We start from the raw sequence: 16,688 nt of genomic DNA, 5'->3' as shown, positions 1-16,688 counted from the left end.
CATGCCCCCGTTCCTTGCGACGACCATCGGCCGCGCGAAGCAGATCGCGGGCGGCTTCACGGTCGCGCAGCGCACCATCGCCGTCATCGGCGCGGCGCTGCTGGTGATGGGCGTGATCGCCCTGGGCAGCTGGCTGTCCAAACCGCAGATGAGCCCGCTGTTCACGGGCCTGAGCGCGACAGACGCGTCAGCCGTGGTCGAGCAGCTGAAATCGGCGGGCGTGCCCTACGAGCTGACCGAGGGCGGAGCGACGATCCTCGTCCCCGACGCGCAGGTCTATCCCCAGCGGCTCACCGCGGCGGCCGCAGGGCTGCCCAGCGACACCAGCGGCGGGTACACGCTGCTGGACAAGATGGGCGTGACGGCGAGCGAGTTCCAGCAGTCCGTCACCTACAAACGCGCCATCGAGGGGGAACTCGCCCGCACGATCGGGGCGATGTCGGGAGTCACCGCGGCATCCGTGCAGCTGGCGATCCCCGAGCAGAGCGTGTTCGTCGCCGAGGAACGGCATCCCACCGCCTCGGTCTTCGTCAAGACGCAGGGCGGCGGATCGCTCACCGAGGACCAGGTCGCGGCGATCGTGCACCTCACGAGTGCCTCGATCCCGGGGATGACGCCCGAGGACGTCGCGGTCACCGACCAGTCGGGCAAGGTGCTCGCCGCCGTGGGAACCGGACTCACCGGTTCCGCGAACACGCAGGCCACCGAGTACGAGGCCAAGGTCGCCTCGACGGTGACGAAGATGCTCGAGACCATCGTCGGCCCGGGCAACGCCACCGTCAGCGTGGCGGCGGACGTCGCGAACTCGACGTCGGAGCGGATGGACGAGACCTACACCGCCCCGGAGGGCGGCGTGATGTCGAACGAGCAGACGAAGACCGAGACCTACACCGGCGGGCAGGGGACGGGCACGGGTGTCCTGGGTCCCGACAACATCGCGGTGCCGAACGCGGCGGGCGGCGGCAACTACCAGGCCGAGGAGTCCACGCGCAACAACGCCGTGAACAAGAGCACCGAGAAGACCACGACCCCCGCCGGCGAGGTGACCCGCCAGACCATCAGCGTCGCCCTGGACCGGGGCGCGGTGAACGGTGTGACCGCGGAGCAGGTGCAGGCGCTGGTCTCCACCGCGGCCGGGATCAACGCCCAGCGCGGAGACACCGTCACGGTCGAGATGGTCGAGTTCAGCCAGACCGGCGCGGCGGCGGCGCAGGCGGCCCTCGACGCGGCCGAGGCGGAGAAGGCGGCGCAGATGCAGGCCGACCTGCTGCGGGCGGCGATCATCGGCGGCTCGATCGTGCTCGCGGCCATCATCCTCGTCGTCGCCCTGTTGGTGCGGCGCCGGATGAAACGGCGCACCCTGTACACCGACGAAGGCCCCATCGAGTACTTCTCGACGATCACCGAGACCGAGGAGCAGAAGCTCAAGAGCCTGAAGGGCCTCGCCGAACCGATCGCCCTGCCCGCGGCCACCCCGCCGACCAAGGTGCTCCCGACCGTCCTGGACATCGAGGAGGAGCCCGAGGCCACGCAGGTGCTCGTGGAGCAGCGACGGCGTGACGTCGAGCAGCTCGCCAAGAACGACCCGCAGAACGCCGCCAAGGCGCTGGCGAGCATGATGGACGAGGCGAGGGTATGAGCCTGTTGCAGACGCGCGTGCCCGCGGAGGACGCGGCCCCCGCGGTCAGCCCCACGGCGGCCACCGAGGTGATGCCGGTCGCTCCCGCCGCGCCGGCGATGTCGGGGGTGCGCAAGGCCGCGATCGTCATGCTCAACATGGACCGCGACGTCAGCGCCGAGGTGCTGCGGCGCCTCGGCGAGGCCCGCGCGGAACTGCTCGCGGCGGAGCTGGCGCAGCTGGGCGGCATCGACACCGCCGCGATCGCCGCCGCCCTCGCCGACTTCCGCCGCATCGCATCCGGGGGATCCGCCGTCAGCCGCGGCGGCCAGGAATTCGCCACCGGATTGCTCGAGACCGCGTTCGGCCGGGAGAAGGCCGTCGGCATGGTCGGACGGGTGATGTCGCAGGGGGTGGTGTCGTTCGAGTTCCTCAACGCCGCCGACCCGACCCAGCTCGCCACGATCCTCGACGGGGAGATGCCCACCACCGTCGCGGTCGTACTGGCCAACCTGCGCGCCGACCGCGCCGCCGCGGTGCTGGCGGCCCTGCAGGACCCGCTGCGCACCGACGTCGCGCAAGCCATCGCGACCCTGGGGGCGGCCTCGCAGGAGGCGATCGCGGTCGTCGCGGAGTCGCTGCGCGCGCGCACCGGCATCTTCGGCATGCGCGAGGCGCACGAGGCGACCGGCGGCGTGCAGCCCCTGGTCGACATCATCAACCGCTCCGACACCGTGCTCGAGAAGGCCCTCCTGGCCAGTCTCGAGGATCGCGACCACGACCTCGCCGAGGAGGTGCGCAGTCGGATGGTGACCTTCGCCGACATCTCCCGGCTCGAGGACCGCGACGCCCAGCGCGTGCTCCGCGGCATCGATCTGCGCGTGCTCGCCCTGGCGTTGAAGGGCGCCGACGAGCAGGTCGGCGAGGTCATCCGGCGCAACATGACCGAACGCAATCGCGAGAACCTCGCGGAGGAGGCGTCGGCGCTCGGGCCGGTGCGCATGCGGCAGGTCGACGAGGCGCGCGCCGAGGTGGTGCGCATCATCCGCGAGCTCGAGGCGGCCGAGGAGATCACGATCTCGCGCGAAGACGACGACGAACTCATCGAGTGACGCCCTCGACGACGCGCGGAGCGCGACCACCGGTTACCGCGGACGAGAGGCGTCGCGATAGTGGGGCGCGAGCACGGATCGCTCGACGACCTGGCCACGGATCGGCTTCGCCACAACCCGCAGGGTGACCGCCGTGACCGATGCAACCTTCACACCGCTGGTGCCGCCGCGCCTGGGCGGGAGCGTGCCGGACGCTCGCGCGGTCAGCGAGAAGGCGCGCGTGCGCGGGTACGCCGACGGGTTCGCAGAGGGGCGTCGGCGCGCCGCGGAGGAGCTCGCGCAGGCCCGCGTCGCGCTCGAGGCGCGCATCGCGCAGCAGGAAGCCGAGACGCGGGAGACGCTGCGCACGGCGCTCGCCGCGGTGGACGCGGTCCGCACCGATCTCGATGGGCGTCTCGCGGCTCTCGTCGCCGCCGACGCCGAGCGGCTCGAGGAATTGGCGATCGACCTCGCCGAGACGATCCTCGACGGGGAGCTCTCGGATGCCGCGCGCTCGGCCGCGCACGCGATGCGACGCGCCGTGGCCGAGGCCCCCGTCTCGACGTGGGTGCGCGCGCACCTCGCCGAGCGAGACGTGCGCACGCTCCGCGACAGCGCATCGCCGGTCCTGGCGACGGCGGAGGTCGTCGCCTCGGACGCCGTCGACGCGGGCGGGGCGATCGTGGAGCTCGCGGACGCCCGCGTGGACACCCGTGTCTCCTCGGCCCTCGCCCGCGCCCGCGCGGCGCTGCGCAGCGACGAGGGGGGTGAGCCCGCGTGAGCACCGCCACCGCGTCGTGGCGACGCGTGCTGACCGCCGCGCGACCGGAGCGCGCCGGCACGGTCACGGCCGTGGTGGGTCTCGGGGTCGAGGTGCTCGGCATCCGGGCCGCCGTCGGCGATCGCGTGCGCATCGCGGCGGCGAACGGGCGCGGCGTCGAGGCGGAGGTCGTCGCCGTGGAGGGGGCGCGCTCGCATTGCATGCCCCTGGCGCCGCTCGCCGGGATCACGGCGGGTGCGGCGGTGCACCACGTCGGCGCCGCGGCGCTCGTGCCCACCGGACCCGCGCTGCTCGGGCGGGTGCTCGACGGACTCGGACGCCCCATCGACGATCAGGGACCGCTCGTCGCCGCCCGGCGCGTCGCGCTGGGCAACGACGCGCCCAGCGTGCTCGGCCGCCGCCGCATCGATCGTCAGCTCGGCCTCGGGGTGCGCGTGCTCGACACCATGACGCCGGTCGGGGTGGGACAGCGCCTCGGTCTGTTCGCGGGCTCCGGCGTGGGCAAGTCGTCGCTGCTGTCGATGATCGCGCGCGGATCCACCGCGGACGTCACCGTCATCGCGCTCGTGGGCGAGCGCGGTCGCGAGGTGCGCGAGTTCCTCGAAGACGATCTGGGGCCCGAGGGCCTCGCCCGCTCGGTGGTGGTCGTGGCCACCTCGGATCAGCCGGCGATGGCCCGCCTGCGCTCGGCGTTCCTCGCCACGCGCATCGCCGAGGCGTTCCGCGACGAGGGTCGCGACGTCGTGCTGATGATGGACTCGCTCACGCGGGTGGCGATGGCCCAGCGCGAGATCGGCCTGTCGGCGGGGGAGCCTCCGGCGACACGGGGCTACCCGCCCTCGACGTTCTCGGTGCTCGCGGCCCTTCTGGAGCGCGCCGGTACGGGCCCGGCGGGCTCGATCACGGGGCTCTACACCGTGCTCGTCGACGGAGACGACCACAACGAACCGATCGCGGACGCCGCTCGCGGCATCCTGGACGGTCACGTGGTGCTCGACCGCGCCCTCGCGGTGCGCGGGCACTTCCCCGCGGTGGACGTGCTCGGATCGGTCTCGCGGGTGGTGGGCAAGGTGACCACGCCCGATCAACGGCAGCGGGCAGTGATCCTGCGCAGCGTCCTCGCCGCGCGTCGGCAGGCGAACGACCTGATCGACATCGGCGCGTACACGCGGGGGGCGAACCCCCTGGTGGATGCCGCTCTGCTCCACCAGCGCGGAATCGACGCGTTCCTCACGCAATCGATCGACGAGCACTCCACGACGGACGAATCCTGGCGGCATCTGACCGCCCTCACCGAGACCTTCGGAGGCCTGAACCCATGACCTTTCCCCTCGCGGGTCTGCTTCGCGTGCGCGGCGTCCAGGAACGTGTCGCGGCGGAGGACGTCGCCCGCGCACGCACCGAGGTGCGGGCGGCCGAAGCAGCCGCGGAGCAGGCGGTGTCGAGCCTGAGCGCGATCGCGACGCAGATCGACGACCCCGCGACGTTGCGGGCCATGGCCGCCGCGCGCGCGGCCGGGCAGGCGTCGCTGGCCGACCTGCAGGTGCTCGCGCGCCTTCGGCGGGACGACGCGGCGACCGCCGAAGCGGCGCACGTCGAGGCCCGCCGCGAACTGAAGGGTCTCGAGCGGCTCGAGGGCGCGCACCGGGCGCGCGAGCTCGAGACCGAGGCGCGTGCCGAGCAGAACGCGCTCGACGAGATCGCCACCACGCGCGCCGGTCGCAGCGAGGGGAGCGCGGCGTGAGCGTTGACGGCGTGCTCGGGCGCATCGAGGCGATCACGGGTCAGATCTCCTCGCTGCACCCGTCGTCCGCCACCGCCAAGACCGCCCCCGCGCAGACGACCGCCGCGGGCGGCGTCGCGGAGACCACGGCCACGGCGACGGCCTCGTCGAGCGCGGCGACGCGATTCGCCGACCTCCTCGAAGAGGCCGCGGCGGCCGCGCGGGAGCTCGGCACACCGACCACGTCGGCGACCCCCGCCTCCGCATCGACCGCGACGCGTCCCGCGAGCCAGGGGGATCTCGCAGCGGCGCTGCAGACGCTGTTCGCCGCGGGCACGACCGGAAGCGGCGGGCTCGGCGTCTCGGGCATCGCGTCCACCCTGACGGGACGTGGCGCATGACGCTTACGCCTCCGCCGGTCTCCGCGCCGGCGAACGCGTTCGGCGCCGGGGCGGCGACCGCGCCCCCGTCGGGTTCCGGTTCCGACACGGCGTCGGCGTTCGGCGACGCCTTCGCCCGTGCGGCCGACGCGCTCGCGCGGGGCGCCGACGTCCGCGTCGTGCCGGTGTCATCGACGGATGCCGGGGGACCGGCGTCGCCGGAGACCTCCTCTATCGCATCTCCGGCGGGGTCGGGTGAGGCGGCGCCCCGCGGGGGAGCGACGTCGGCGGAGAGTGGGGTGGCGGCATCCGCTCGGACGACGTCCGCGGTCGGCGGTCCGTCGGCTCCCGCGACGACGCGCGACGCCGACACGACGGCGCCCGCGAGGGATCATCCGCCGCTGATGACGATGCCGGCGCCCTGGGTCATGCCGCTTCCGCAGGGGGCGGTGCCCGCCGGAGTGGAACCCGCGCAGGTGTCACCCGCGGAAGCGACGCCCGCGGAGGCGTCGACCACGGGCGGCGCCCCCGCGGCGGTCCCGGCCGCGGGGACCGTGCCGGCCGGGCTGACTGGTGCGACGACGGCACAGGAGAAGACCCCCCGGGCCGCGAAGCCTACGGTCGCCGCGGATGCCGCCGAGCCGCCGGTGCTGCGGACGATGCCGGTGTGGATCGACGGCGCGCTGCCCGGCAGTGCGCCGGGGGAGGGGGAGCGACCCCGCCCCGTTCTGCGGACGATGCCCGCCGAGGCGACCCTCAGCCCGACCCCGGGGACTTCCGGGGCCGGAAGGGATGCGGCGGCGACCCCGCCCGCGGACGCTCGATGGCCGATCGACGGCGTTCCCGTCGGCGGCGCCCGATTTGGCGGGCGTTCGGAGGACGGGATCATCGCCTCCGCGGAGCTGCCGGCGACAACGGCCACCGCCCCCGCATCGCCCGTCGGGCACGCCGTCGGGGTCGCCCCGCCTGCCGGCGCCGCACCCGCGCTCGCCGGCGTCGCGACCTCGCCCGTCGGCGTCGCGACCTCGCCTGCCGGCGTCGCGACCTCGCCCGTCGGCGTCGCGACCTCGCCCGCAGGCGTCGCGACCTCGCCCGTCGGCGTCGCGACCTCGCCCGTCGGCGTTACGACCTCGCCCGCCGCAGCGGCTCCCGCGCCCGTAGCGGTTCCCGTCGCAACGGTTCCGCCCGCGGCCGTGGTGCCGGGTCTCGCCGCGCCGGGGGTTCCGGCGTCCGGCCTCGGTGCGTCGGGTGTCGCTGCATCCGCCGCCCTGTCCGTCGCCGTCGCCGTGCCGGCATCCCTCCCGTCCGCCCCCGCCGGCGCACCCGCCCCCGCCGCCGTCGCCGTGCCGGCACCCCTCCCGTCCGCCCCCGCTGACGCACCCGCCCCCGCCGCCGGGGCCGCACCCGCCGCCGGGTCTCCCGCGCTGACGGGGCGAACGGTCTCGCCCTCCGTCCCGCCCACAGCCGACCCGCGCCCCGCATCGACCCAACAGACGTCGGAGGCGCACGGAGCGTCGACCGTGCCCGTCGGCGATGCCGAGCCGCCCACCCCGGTCGCGCCGTCACCGGCACCCGTGCTCACCCCCGCCGGCGGCCTGTCGGCGCCCGCGTCCGCCGTGGCACCCGCGCCCGCCCCCGCACCGGGCGCCGCCGTCGTCTCCGCTGCGGCATCCGCGCCCCCGCGCACCTCCGCGGGCTCCGCCGTCCCCGCGCCGCTCACGCCCGCCGTCGGCGGCGCCGAGACCGCGGGGACCGCCGCTGCTTCGGCGGTCTCCGCTCCCGCCGCGACCCCGGTCGCGCCCGCGACACCGCCGCCGCCGACGGAGGCCGTGGTCCCGCGCGCGGTCGCGGCGCAGGTCGCGCCCGCGATCGTGCATCTCGCCCAGCGTCCGGCGGGGGTGCACGAGCTCGTGCTCACCGTGCGCCCCGACGCCCTCGGCCCGGTCACGGTCCGCGCCCGCATCGGCGCGGGCGGAGACGTGCGCGTCGAGCTCTCGGGAGCGACCGACGCGACACGCGAGATCCTGCGGAGCATGGTCTCCGATCTGCGGCGGGACCTCGCCGCGATCGTGCCCCACGCCCACCTCGCGGTGGGGCCGGGGGTCGGAGACAGCGGTGCGGGCGATCGCGGCCCGTCCGCCGGGTCCGGCGGTGCGCCCTCCGATGCCCAGCCCGACCCGCGCGACCGCGCCCGCGCGCCTGCGTCCCCCGCTTCCGACCCCCGGATCCCCCCGATCGGCGCGGCCGCGTCGCTCGACGTCGCCCGCGCCGGCGGGCTCGACATCTTCGCCTGAGAGGACCCCCCATGACCGTCGACGCCGTCACCGCGACAGCGAGCCCGTTCGCGACCGCTTCCCCCACCGCCGCGGCTCCGAAGAAGGAGCTCGACAGCGAGGTGTTCATGAAGCTGCTCGTCACGCAGTTGACGAACCAGGACCCGTCCACCCCGATGGACACCAACCAGATGATCTCGCAGACGACCCAGCTGGCCATGATGGAGCAGCTCACCGCGATGAGCCGCAACAGCTCCGAGGCGTTCGCCCTCAACATGCGGCAGGCGGCCACCGCCCTGATCGGGCAGCGGGCCGGCTACCTCGACGCGGCCGGCGCCCCGGCTTCGGGGATCGTCTCGAAGGTGTCCTTCGAGGGATCCATCCCGCAGGTCACGATCGGCGACGTCACCGTGGCCCTCGACGCGATCACCTCGGTCACCCCCGCCACCTCCGCGACCCCCTGACGACCACCGTCCTGACGACCACCCCCTGACCTCCACCGCTCGACCACCCACACGAAAGAGACCCTCATGCTCCGTTCGCTCTTCTCCGGGATCTCCGGACTCCGCTCCCACCAGACGATGCTCGACACCACCGGCAACAACATCGCCAACGTCAACACGGCGGGCTTCAAGGGCTCCTCGGTCCTCTTCGAGGATTCGCTCTCGCAGGTCGTCGGCGAAGCCGGCATCCCGGATGCCGCGAACGGCGGTCGCAACCCCGCGCAGGTGGGTCTCGGCGTGCAGGTCGGCGGCATCCGCACCAACTTCGCCCAGGGGGCGGCCCAGACCACCGGCCGCGGCAGCGACCTGATGATCCAGGGCGACGGGTTCTTCGCGGTGCGCTCGGGCGGGGAGACCCTCTACACCCGCGCGGGCGGCTTCTCGTTCGACGGTCAGGGCAAGATGGTCACCGCCGACGGCTCGCTCGTGCAGGGCTGGTCGGCGCAGAACGGGGCGGTCGACACCGGTCAGGTGCCCGGTACCATCTCGATCCCGCAGGACCTCGTCTCGGCCGCCCGGGCGACCACGACCTCGACCGCGACCGGCAACCTGCCCTCCACCGCCGCGGTCGGAACGCAGCTCGTGCGCGACATCGCGGTCTACGACGCCCAGGGCACGAAGACCTCGCTGAGCCTGACGTTCACGCGCACGGCCGCCGGCTGGGACGTCGCCGAGCCCGTCAGCGGAGCGACCGGTGCCCTCGCCTTCACCGACGGACGTCAGACCGCCGGTCTCACGCTGAACGCCGGGGGGATCGCCGTCGACCTCAGCGCGGTGACCGGCTTCGCCGACATGAGCACCATCGCCCTCACCGGCCAGAACGGCGCCGCCGCGGGCACGCTGAAGTCCTACGCGATCACCGCGGACGGCTCGGTCGTGGGCACCTTCAGCAACGGGCGGACCGAGACCCTCGCGAAGATCGCCATGGCGACTTTCGCCAACGCCGAGGGGCTCGAGAAGGTCGGCGGCACGGCGTACCGTGCGAGCGTCAACAGCGGAGAGGCGCAGATCGGCGAGGCAGGGCAAGCCGGTGTCGGCTCGCTGCTGTCCGGCGCGCTGGAGATGAGCAACGTCGACCTCTCGCAGGAGTTCACGAACCTCATCGTCGCGCAGCGCGGCTTCCAGGCGAGCGCGCGCGTCATCACCACGAGCGACGAGGTGCTGCAGGAGCTGACCAACCTCAAGCGCTGATCCCGCGATCGCCACCCGCGCGGCCCGCCCGAGTTACCCCGGGCGGGCCGCGTCGCGATAGTCCGCCCCGTCCCCTCCCGCAGCGAAAGCCGAGACCGTCCCCGAATGATCACGCTCACCCGCCTCGACCACACGCGGTTCGCGGTGAACCCCGATCTCATCGAGCGAGTGCACGAGTCTCCCGACACGACCCTGCACATGGTCGACGGCCGGGTGTACAACGTCGAGGAGAGCCTCGACGAGCTGATCGCGCGGATCGTGGCCTACCGGGCGCGCGTGCTCGCCGCGGCGTCCGCGCTCTCGGCTTCCGCCGCCCAGGACTGACCGACGTGGACATCGCATTCATCATCGGCGTGGTCGCCGCCTTCGGCGCCCTGTACGCGATGATCACGATGGAGGGCGCGTCGCTGAGCGCGCTGTTCCTCCCCGCCCCCATGATCCTTGTGCTCGGGTCGACCATCGGCGTCGGCATCGCCAGCCACACCCTGCGTGACGCGATCGCCGCCTTCGGCTCCCTCGGTCGTATGGTGCGCGGCCCGCGGTCCACCCCTTCCGCCGTCATCCCGGTCCTCGTCGGCTACGCCGAGAAAGCCCGCACAGACGGGCTGCTGCGCCTGGAGGAGGAGCTCGACTCCGCTCCCGACGACTACACGCGTCGCGCGGTGCAGGCCCTCGCCGACGGGGTGGATGCCGAAGACCTGCGCACCCTGATGCTCGACGAGATCGACTCGGAATCGGCGCGAAACCGCGTCTCGGCGAAATTCTTCGCCTCGCTCGGCGGATACGCGCCCACGATCGGCATCGTCGGCACGGTCGTCTCGCTCACGCACGTGCTCGAGAACCTCAGCAAGCCCGACGAACTCGGGCACATGATCGCCGCGGCCTTCGTCGCCACGCTCTGGGGTCTGCTCTCGGCCAACTTCATCTGGAACCCCATCGCGGGCCGGCTGAACCGCATGGCCACCCTCGAGCAGGAGCGGATGACGCTGGTGTGCGAGGGCATCCTCGCGATCCAGGCGGGGAGTCCGCCTCGGTTGCTCGAGGAGCGTCTGCTCGCGATGACGACCTCCGCCCCGGCGAAGAAGAAGCCACCGCGCGCCGACGCCGCCCCCGCGGTGGAGGACGCCGCGTGACGAGCGCCCGGCGCGCGGGCGGACGGGGGCATGAGGATGCCGCGCACGACGAGCCCGACGAGCGATGGGCCGTGTCGTACGCCGACATGGTGACCGTGCTGATGTGCCTGTTCATCGTGCTGTACGCCGTGTCGGTCGTCGACGAGACGAAGTACGACCAGCTCAAGAACGGCCTCGCGGCTGCATTCGGCCAGTCGCAGGTGGAGGGCGGCGGCGATCTCACCGAGGGGCTGGTCATCCCGCCCGAGCTGCTCGACGACAACGGCGTGCGCGATGTCGCGGCACGCGCCGCGCAGGAGCTGGACGGCCTCGAGAAGATGCGTCAGCAGATCACCGACGCCCTGGCATCCCAGGGTCTGCAGGACACGGTCGACTTCGTCATCGACGACCGCGGCCTGAAGATCGGACTGGTGGGGGCCGAGACGTTCTTCGCCGACAACCGGGCGGATCTGAGCGAGAAGGCCGATCGCGTCCTCAGCCTGATCGGCGACGTGCTAGCGGCCACCGACAACCAGATCAGCATCGAGGGCCACGCCGATCACCGCGCCGCCGTCCCGCCGTTCGAGAGCAACTGGGAGCTCAGCAGCGGACGAGCGACGAAGGTGGCGCGCTTCCTCGTCGAGCAGAAGAGCATCGCCGGCACTCGCGTCCAGGCGGTGGGGTTCTCCGACCAGCGTCCGATCGTCGTCGGCGACAGCGTCGAGGACCTCGCCGCGAACCGCCGCGTCGACATCGTCGTGCTGTCCACCGCCGACGAGCAGGTGCGCTCCCTCATCCCCGGCCTCGTGCAGGCCGCCGCGCAGAGTTGACCCGTGAACAATCCCCTGGAGGACAGGCCATGACGACAGCGGCCGTTCGCGACGACCCCCTTCGTCGCTATCCCGCGTACGACTTCAGTCGACCGGCGCAGCTGGGCCGCGAGCACACGCGCCAGCTCGAGGCCGCGTTCGAGACGTTCGCGCGCCAGTGGGCCTCGCAGCTGACGGCCAAGGTGCGCCTGCGCACCCACCTCGTCCCGGAGGGGCTCGAGCTGGTGTCGTACCAGGAGTACGCCGACACCCTCCCGACGACCACGGCCATGGTGGCCGGCTCCACCGCGGGGCGCGAGGAGCCCTGCGTCGTGCAGTTCGGTCTCGACAGCGCGCTGGCCTGGGTCGTGCAGATGCTGGGCGGGAAGCCCGGTGGAGGCGTCGAGGCGCGCACGCTCACGCCGATCGAGACGGCGCTGATCCTGCAGGTGATGGACGGCACCTTCGAACTGCTCAGCGCGTGCATGGGCCCGCTGCTGCCGGGGGCGGTGACCTTCTCGGGACTGCACTACAACCCGCAGTACATGCAGGTCATCTCGCCGGGGGAGGCCGTCATCGTGGCGCGCTTCGCGATGAGCGCGGGTGAGGCCCGCAGCACGGCGACGGTGATGCTCCCGGCCGCGATCGTCGTGGACCAGCTCGCCGAGAGCGACCGTCACGCCGCCAACGCCCACCGCGACGGCGCGATGCGCGACCAGCTGAATGACACCCCGCTCGAGGTGTCATTGCGCATCTCACCCCGGGTGATCGGCGCCGGCGAGGTCCTCGACCTGGCGCCCGGCGACCTGCTGCGCTTCGCCCACCCCGAGACGAAACCGTTCGAACTCGTCGTCGGCGACACCCCGATCGCCCGCGCGGTCCCGGGGGCGCAGGGCTCGCGCCTCGCCTGCACCATCACCACCATCCACGAGGAGAAGACCCGATGAGCACCTTCCACGCCGCCGCCATGGCCGCCGCGATCGCGGCGAAGCTCCCCTTCGCGTTCCCGGTGCTCCCCGCCCCCTCGACCGACCCGGGGGCCACCGGTCGCGCCGTGGCCGTCGCCTTCGCCGGTGTCCCCGGCGCCACCGTCGCGATCCAGGTCGCCGACGTCGCGACGCTCGACGACGGCTCCGCCGGGAGCGCCCTCGCCGACCGTCTGCATCCCGTGTTCGAAGCGGCGGTCGCCGTGCTGGGCGCCGGCACGCTCGGCGACGGCGAGGAGGTCGACGCGGCGGGGGTGTTCAAGGTTCCCGGCGCCCAGGTCTTCGACCTCGTGCGCGAGGACGGCTCGGTCGTCGCGCGCGCGGCGATCCGCATCGACGACGCCGCGGCGGCGGCCCCGGCCGCCCCCACGCGCATCAGCCGCATCGCCGGCGTCGAGATGGAGCTCGTCGTCGAGATCGGCCGCACGCGCATGGCGGTGCGCGACGTGCTCTCGCTCGAACCCGGTCGGGTGGTCGAGCTCGACCGCGCGGCCGGCTCACCCGCCGACATCACCCTCAACGGACGCCTGATCGGTCACGGCACCGTCGTGGTGGCCGACGGCGATTACGCGGTGCGCGTCGAGCGCATCATCGACCAGGCGGAGACCGCATGAGCGGCGACGAGCTGCTCCTGGCGCTGCGCACGATCGTCTCGCTCGCGGCCGTCGTCGGGCTGCTGCTGTTCCTCGGCCGTCGGCTGCAGAAGGGGCAGGCCGCGGGCGGCAGCCCCTTCGCAGCGCTCGTGCCGCGTCGCCTGGGCCGTCTGCGCGAGCTCACCGGCGCGCGTGCCGCCGCCGCTCCGCGCGCCAAGGCGGAGAAGATCACGCTCGTCGCCCGCACCACCCTCGGCGCCAAGACGCAGCTCGTCGTCGCCGAGTTCGGCGGCATCCGCTACGTCCTGGGCGTGAGCGAGAAGGGCATCGACGTCGTCGACACCCAGGAGGCCCCGACGGCCGCGGTCGACGCGTCCGAGGTGGACGCGTCCGGGGGCGACGCGTCCGAGAACGTGATCTCGCTCGCCGACGCCGGCGGGACCCGCGGGGAGGATGCCGGGACGAGCACCGCCGCCTGATCGGGCCGCGTGGTCGGTTACGCCCGCCGCCACCGTCGCGATAGTCGGTCGCGAGCACGGATCGCTCGCACCCCTGGCTACGGATCGGCCTCGACACCCTCGCGAAAGTGCCGTCGTGCCCGCATCCCCCTCCCGCGCCGTCGCGGTGCGCGTGGATCGCCGGGATCCGCGGCGACGGACGCGCGTCGCGGGGTGGGCGGCCGCGGGCGTCGCTGCGCTCGCGCTCGTCGCCGCACTCGACCTGCTCACGGCGCACAGCGCGTCCGCCGCGACCGGGGAGTCCGGCGGCATCAGCATCAACGGGATCAACGGGTCGCCCTCCGACAGCATCACCACGCTGCTCGGCATCACGGTGCTCAGCGTCGCCCCGGCACTGCTGCTGATGATGACCAGCTTCACGAAGATCTTCGTCGTGCTCGCGCTCACCCGGAACGCGCTGTCGCTTCCGTCCATCCCGCCCAACCAGGTGCTCGCGGGCCTCAGTCTTTTCTTGACGCTGTTCATCATGTGGCCGGTGCTCGCCGACATCAATCAGGTGGCCGTCACGCCCTTCACCTCCGGGCAGATCGACTTCGGTCAGGCCTTCGACGCGGCCCAGCAGCCGCTGCGCACGTGGATGCTGCACTTCACGCGCGAGGAGGACATCGCCCTGATGCACCGCGCGGCGCAGATGGACAACCCGGCGGCGCCCGACAGCATCCCGCTGTACACGCTCATCCCGGCCTTCATGCTGAGCGAGCTGCGGGCGGCGTTCGTGATCGGCTTCATCGTCTTCATCCCGTTCCTGATCATCGACCTCGTCGTCTCGAGCGCCCTGATGTCGATGGGCATGATGATGCTCCCGCCGGTCATGATCTCGCTGCCGTTCAAGATCCTGCTGTTCCTCCTCGTCGACGGGTGGGGGCTGGTGATCACCTCGCTGGTGCAGTCGTATCGGGGTGCCGGATGAAGCCCGAGGCGGTCATGGACATCGGCCTGAGCGCCCTGATGCTCGCGGCGAAGCTGAGTGCGCCGCTGCTCATCACGGCGCTGGTCGTCGGCTTCGCGATCTCGCTGCTGCAGTCGATCACGCAGGTGCAGGAGATGACGATGTCGTTCGTGCCGAAGCTCATCGCCGTGGGCATCGCGCTGCTGGTGTGCGGCAACTGGATGATCGCCGAGAGCATCGCGTTCACGAACGAATTGTTCGCGCGGATCCCCTCGTTGCTGAACGGCGGCGGATGAACCTCGCGATCGACTTCGTGTGGCTCGAGGCCACGGCCCTGGCCATTGTGCGCATCACGGCGTTCCTGGTCATCGCTCCGCCCTTCAGCCACGGGGCGATCCCGCTGCGCATCCGCGCCATGCTCGGCGTCGGCCTGGGCCTGGCCGTCTCACCCGTCGTCGTCGCCGGCTATCAGCGCCTCGACACCGGCGGATTTCTGCTCGCGCTCGCCGGTCAGGTGCTCGTGGGCAGCCTGCTCGGCTTCCTCGTGCTCGTGCTGTTCAGCGCGGTGCAGAGCGCCGGCTTCCTCGTCGACACCTTCGGCGGCTTCCAGCTCGCCCAGGCTTACGACCCCGGAATGAACGTCAACGGCGCCCAGTTCACGCGCCTGTTCCAGATGACGGCGATCCTGCTGCTCTTCGCCTCCAACGGCTATCAGCTCGTGCTCGGCGGTCTGTTCCGCTCGTTCGACGCCGTCTCCGTCGCCGGGACCTTCGACCTCGGACGACCCGCCGAGGTGCTCACCGACGCGGTCGGGCAGATGCTCGTCAGCGCCGTGCAGATCGCCGGCCCGCTGCTGATCGTGCTGTTCCTCGCGGACGTGGGCCTCGGGCTCGTCTCCCGCGTCGCACCGGCGCTGAACGCGTTCGCCCTCGGCTTCCCCATCAAGATCGCGCTGACCCTGCTGCTGGTCGGATTCGTCTTCACCGCCCTGCCGGCCATCGTCTCCTCGCTCGCGGGCGACGCCGCGCAGGTGCTGATCGGGGTGACGCGATGAGCGGGACCGATACGGGGGAGCGCACCGAGAAGGCGACCCCGGAGCGCCTGCGCAAGGCGATCCGCAAGGGGCAGATCGGCCGGAGCCAGGACTTCACGGCGTGGGTGTGCATCGGCGCCGCGGGCGTGATGATCCCGTCCACGGTGGATGCCGCGTCCAGAGCCGTGTCGCAGCCCCTGGGGGCCCTCGCCGCGGTGGCGCGCGACCCGGATCCCGCGCGGGCGATCGAGGCGATCGGCCACGCCGTCGGCACGGTCGGCGAGGTACTCGCCCCGCTGCTCGTCGTGGTGCTGGTGGCCACGACCGCCACGGCCATCGCGCAGGGCGGCATCCGGTTGCGCGGCATCCCGACGCGCGTCGAGCAGTTCGACATCGTGGCGGGACTGAAACGCATCGTGGGCAAAGCAGCCCTGTGGGAGGGCGCGAAGGCGCTGCTGAAGACGGCCGCCATCGGCGCCGCCCTGTGGATCGTCGTCGCCGGCCTCGTCCCCGTGCTGATGGGCAGCGGCCGTCACACCGTCGGCTGGCTCCTGGAGCTGGCCGGCGGGGGAGTGGCGACCCTGTTGCAGGTCGCGGTGGCCGTGGGCCTGCTCCTCGCCGCGATCGACGTCTCCGTGGTGATGAAGCGCAACCGCCAGCACACGCGCATGACGAAGCAGGAAGCGCGCGACGAGCACAAGAAGAGCGAGGGCGACCCGCTCATCAAGTCGCAGCGTCGAGCGCGTCAGATGGCGGTGAGCCGCAACCGCATGATCGCGGCCGTCGCCGACAGCGACGTCGTCCTTCTGAATCCGACGCACATCGCCGTGGCCTTGCGCTACGAGCCGGGCCGGTCGGCCCCGCGCGTGGTCGCGAAGGGCGCCGGGGTCATCGCGCAGAAGATCCGCGAGCGCGCCGAGAGCGCGAAGGTGCCGATGGTGCGCGATGTCGCGCTCGCGCGGGCGCTGCACGCGGCGGTGGACGTGGGGCACGAGATCCCCGAGCACCTCTACACCGCGGTCGCGCAGGTGCTCGCCTTCGTGCAGCAGCTGCACAAGAGGGGGTCGCGGGCGGGAACGCACACCATGCCCCCCGCGGCCCTCGTCGGGCGCGAGCTGTGACCGCGCGCCCCGAGGCCGCGCGCCGAGCGACCGCGCGCCCGGCGACGAACCGACCCGGCCACGGGAA

Annotated in this window: 19 protein-coding genes; all 19 read left to right on the top strand. The window is 72.9% G+C overall.

Features of this window, described 5'->3' with window-relative positions:
* The first annotated feature begins 1 nt into the window (after position 1).
* The 19 genes from fliF (at position 2) to RWH45_RS01965 (ending at position 16,621) form a co-directional block, all read left to right on the top strand.
* Complete coding sequence (gene fliF, locus RWH45_RS02055) at positions 2–1,639, top strand: flagellar basal-body MS-ring/collar protein FliF (protein WP_315993264.1); 1,638 nt, start codon at positions 2–4, stop codon at positions 1,637–1,639.
* Complete coding sequence (fliG, locus tag RWH45_RS02050) at positions 1,636–2,730, top strand: flagellar motor switch protein FliG (protein ID WP_315993263.1); 1,095 nt, start codon at positions 1,636–1,638, stop codon at positions 2,728–2,730. The genes fliF and fliG overlap by 4 nt, the downstream gene beginning before the upstream one ends.
* Positions 2,731–2,863: 133 nt before the next feature.
* Complete coding sequence (locus RWH45_RS02045; protein ID WP_315993262.1) at positions 2,864–3,490, top strand: FliH/SctL family protein; 627 nt, start codon at positions 2,864–2,866, stop codon at positions 3,488–3,490.
* On the top strand, positions 3,487–4,812 hold the full coding sequence (locus tag RWH45_RS02040) for a FliI/YscN family ATPase (protein ID WP_315993261.1): 1,326 nt from the start codon (positions 3,487–3,489) through the stop codon (positions 4,810–4,812). The genes RWH45_RS02045 and RWH45_RS02040 overlap by 4 nt, the downstream gene beginning before the upstream one ends.
* Positions 4,809–5,234 carry a flagellar FliJ family protein gene (locus tag RWH45_RS02035; protein ID WP_315993260.1) on the top strand — a complete coding sequence of 142 codons (426 nt, stop codon included), beginning with the start codon at positions 4,809–4,811 and terminating at the stop codon, positions 5,232–5,234. The genes RWH45_RS02040 and RWH45_RS02035 overlap by 4 nt, the downstream gene beginning before the upstream one ends.
* The gene (locus tag RWH45_RS02030) at positions 5,231–5,614 is read left to right on the top strand and encodes a hypothetical protein (protein ID WP_315993259.1); all 384 of its coding nucleotides are present in this window, start codon (positions 5,231–5,233) and stop codon (positions 5,612–5,614) included. Before RWH45_RS02035 ends, RWH45_RS02030 begins: the two co-directional genes overlap by 4 nt.
* The gene (locus tag RWH45_RS02025; RefSeq protein ID WP_315993258.1) at positions 5,611–7,887 is read left to right on the top strand and encodes a flagellar hook-length control protein FliK; all 2,277 of its coding nucleotides are present in this window, start codon (positions 5,611–5,613) and stop codon (positions 7,885–7,887) included. The genes RWH45_RS02030 and RWH45_RS02025 overlap by 4 nt, the downstream gene beginning before the upstream one ends.
* Before the next feature lie 11 nt (positions 7,888–7,898).
* Positions 7,899–8,330: a flagellar hook assembly protein FlgD gene (locus tag RWH45_RS02020; protein WP_315993257.1), complete on the top strand. Its 432-nt coding sequence runs from the start codon at positions 7,899–7,901 to the stop codon at positions 8,328–8,330.
* A 66-nt stretch (positions 8,331–8,396) separates the two neighbouring features.
* Positions 8,397–9,560 (top strand): flagellar hook protein FlgE, encoded by a 1,164-nt coding sequence (locus RWH45_RS02015; RefSeq protein ID WP_315993256.1) that lies wholly within the window; start codon positions 8,397–8,399, stop codon positions 9,558–9,560.
* 105 nt (positions 9,561–9,665) lie between these two features.
* A complete protein-coding gene (locus tag RWH45_RS02010; RefSeq protein ID WP_315993255.1) occupies positions 9,666–9,884 on the top strand; it encodes a flagellar FlbD family protein in 219 nt (72 codons plus the stop codon).
* Positions 9,885–9,889: 5 nt separating this feature from the next.
* Positions 9,890–10,693, top strand: a complete 804-nt coding sequence (locus RWH45_RS02005) for a motility protein A (RefSeq protein WP_315993254.1) — start codon at positions 9,890–9,892, stop codon at positions 10,691–10,693.
* Positions 10,690–11,502: an OmpA/MotB family protein gene (locus RWH45_RS02000; protein ID WP_315993253.1), complete on the top strand. Its 813-nt coding sequence runs from the start codon at positions 10,690–10,692 to the stop codon at positions 11,500–11,502. The genes RWH45_RS02005 and RWH45_RS02000 overlap by 4 nt, the downstream gene beginning before the upstream one ends.
* Before the next feature lie 29 nt (positions 11,503–11,531).
* The gene (locus RWH45_RS01995; RefSeq protein WP_315993252.1) at positions 11,532–12,428 is read left to right on the top strand and encodes a flagellar motor switch protein FliM; all 897 of its coding nucleotides are present in this window, start codon (positions 11,532–11,534) and stop codon (positions 12,426–12,428) included.
* Positions 12,425–13,081, top strand: coding sequence for a FliM/FliN family flagellar motor switch protein (locus tag RWH45_RS01990; protein ID WP_315993251.1), 657 nt, complete (start codon positions 12,425–12,427; stop codon positions 13,079–13,081). The genes RWH45_RS01995 and RWH45_RS01990 overlap by 4 nt, the downstream gene beginning before the upstream one ends.
* Positions 13,078–13,539: a flagellar biosynthetic protein FliO gene (locus RWH45_RS01985; RefSeq protein ID WP_315993250.1), complete on the top strand. Its 462-nt coding sequence runs from the start codon at positions 13,078–13,080 to the stop codon at positions 13,537–13,539. The genes RWH45_RS01990 and RWH45_RS01985 overlap by 4 nt, the downstream gene beginning before the upstream one ends.
* Positions 13,540–13,654: 115 nt before the next feature.
* Positions 13,655–14,488: a flagellar type III secretion system pore protein FliP gene (gene fliP / locus RWH45_RS01980; RefSeq protein ID WP_315993249.1), complete on the top strand. Its 834-nt coding sequence runs from the start codon at positions 13,655–13,657 to the stop codon at positions 14,486–14,488.
* Positions 14,485–14,763 carry a flagellar biosynthesis protein FliQ gene (gene fliQ, locus RWH45_RS01975; RefSeq protein ID WP_076674472.1) on the top strand — a complete coding sequence of 93 codons (279 nt, stop codon included), beginning with the start codon at positions 14,485–14,487 and terminating at the stop codon, positions 14,761–14,763. The genes fliP and fliQ overlap by 4 nt, the downstream gene beginning before the upstream one ends.
* Positions 14,760–15,521 (top strand): flagellar biosynthetic protein FliR, encoded by a 762-nt coding sequence (locus RWH45_RS01970; protein ID WP_315993248.1) that lies wholly within the window; start codon positions 14,760–14,762, stop codon positions 15,519–15,521. Before fliQ ends, RWH45_RS01970 begins: the two co-directional genes overlap by 4 nt.
* Positions 15,518–16,621 (top strand): EscU/YscU/HrcU family type III secretion system export apparatus switch protein, encoded by a 1,104-nt coding sequence (locus tag RWH45_RS01965; protein WP_315993247.1) that lies wholly within the window; start codon positions 15,518–15,520, stop codon positions 16,619–16,621. The genes RWH45_RS01970 and RWH45_RS01965 overlap by 4 nt, the downstream gene beginning before the upstream one ends.
* The last annotated feature ends 67 nt before the right edge of the window (positions 16,622–16,688 follow it).

This window comes from Microbacterium galbum, assembly GCF_032464915.1.
In the GTDB taxonomy this organism is placed as follows: Bacteria; Actinomycetota; Actinomycetes; order Actinomycetales; family Microbacteriaceae; genus Microbacterium; species Microbacterium galbum.
Note: the sequence above shows the minus strand (reverse complement) of the source record. Positions and strands in the feature narration are given on the sequence as shown.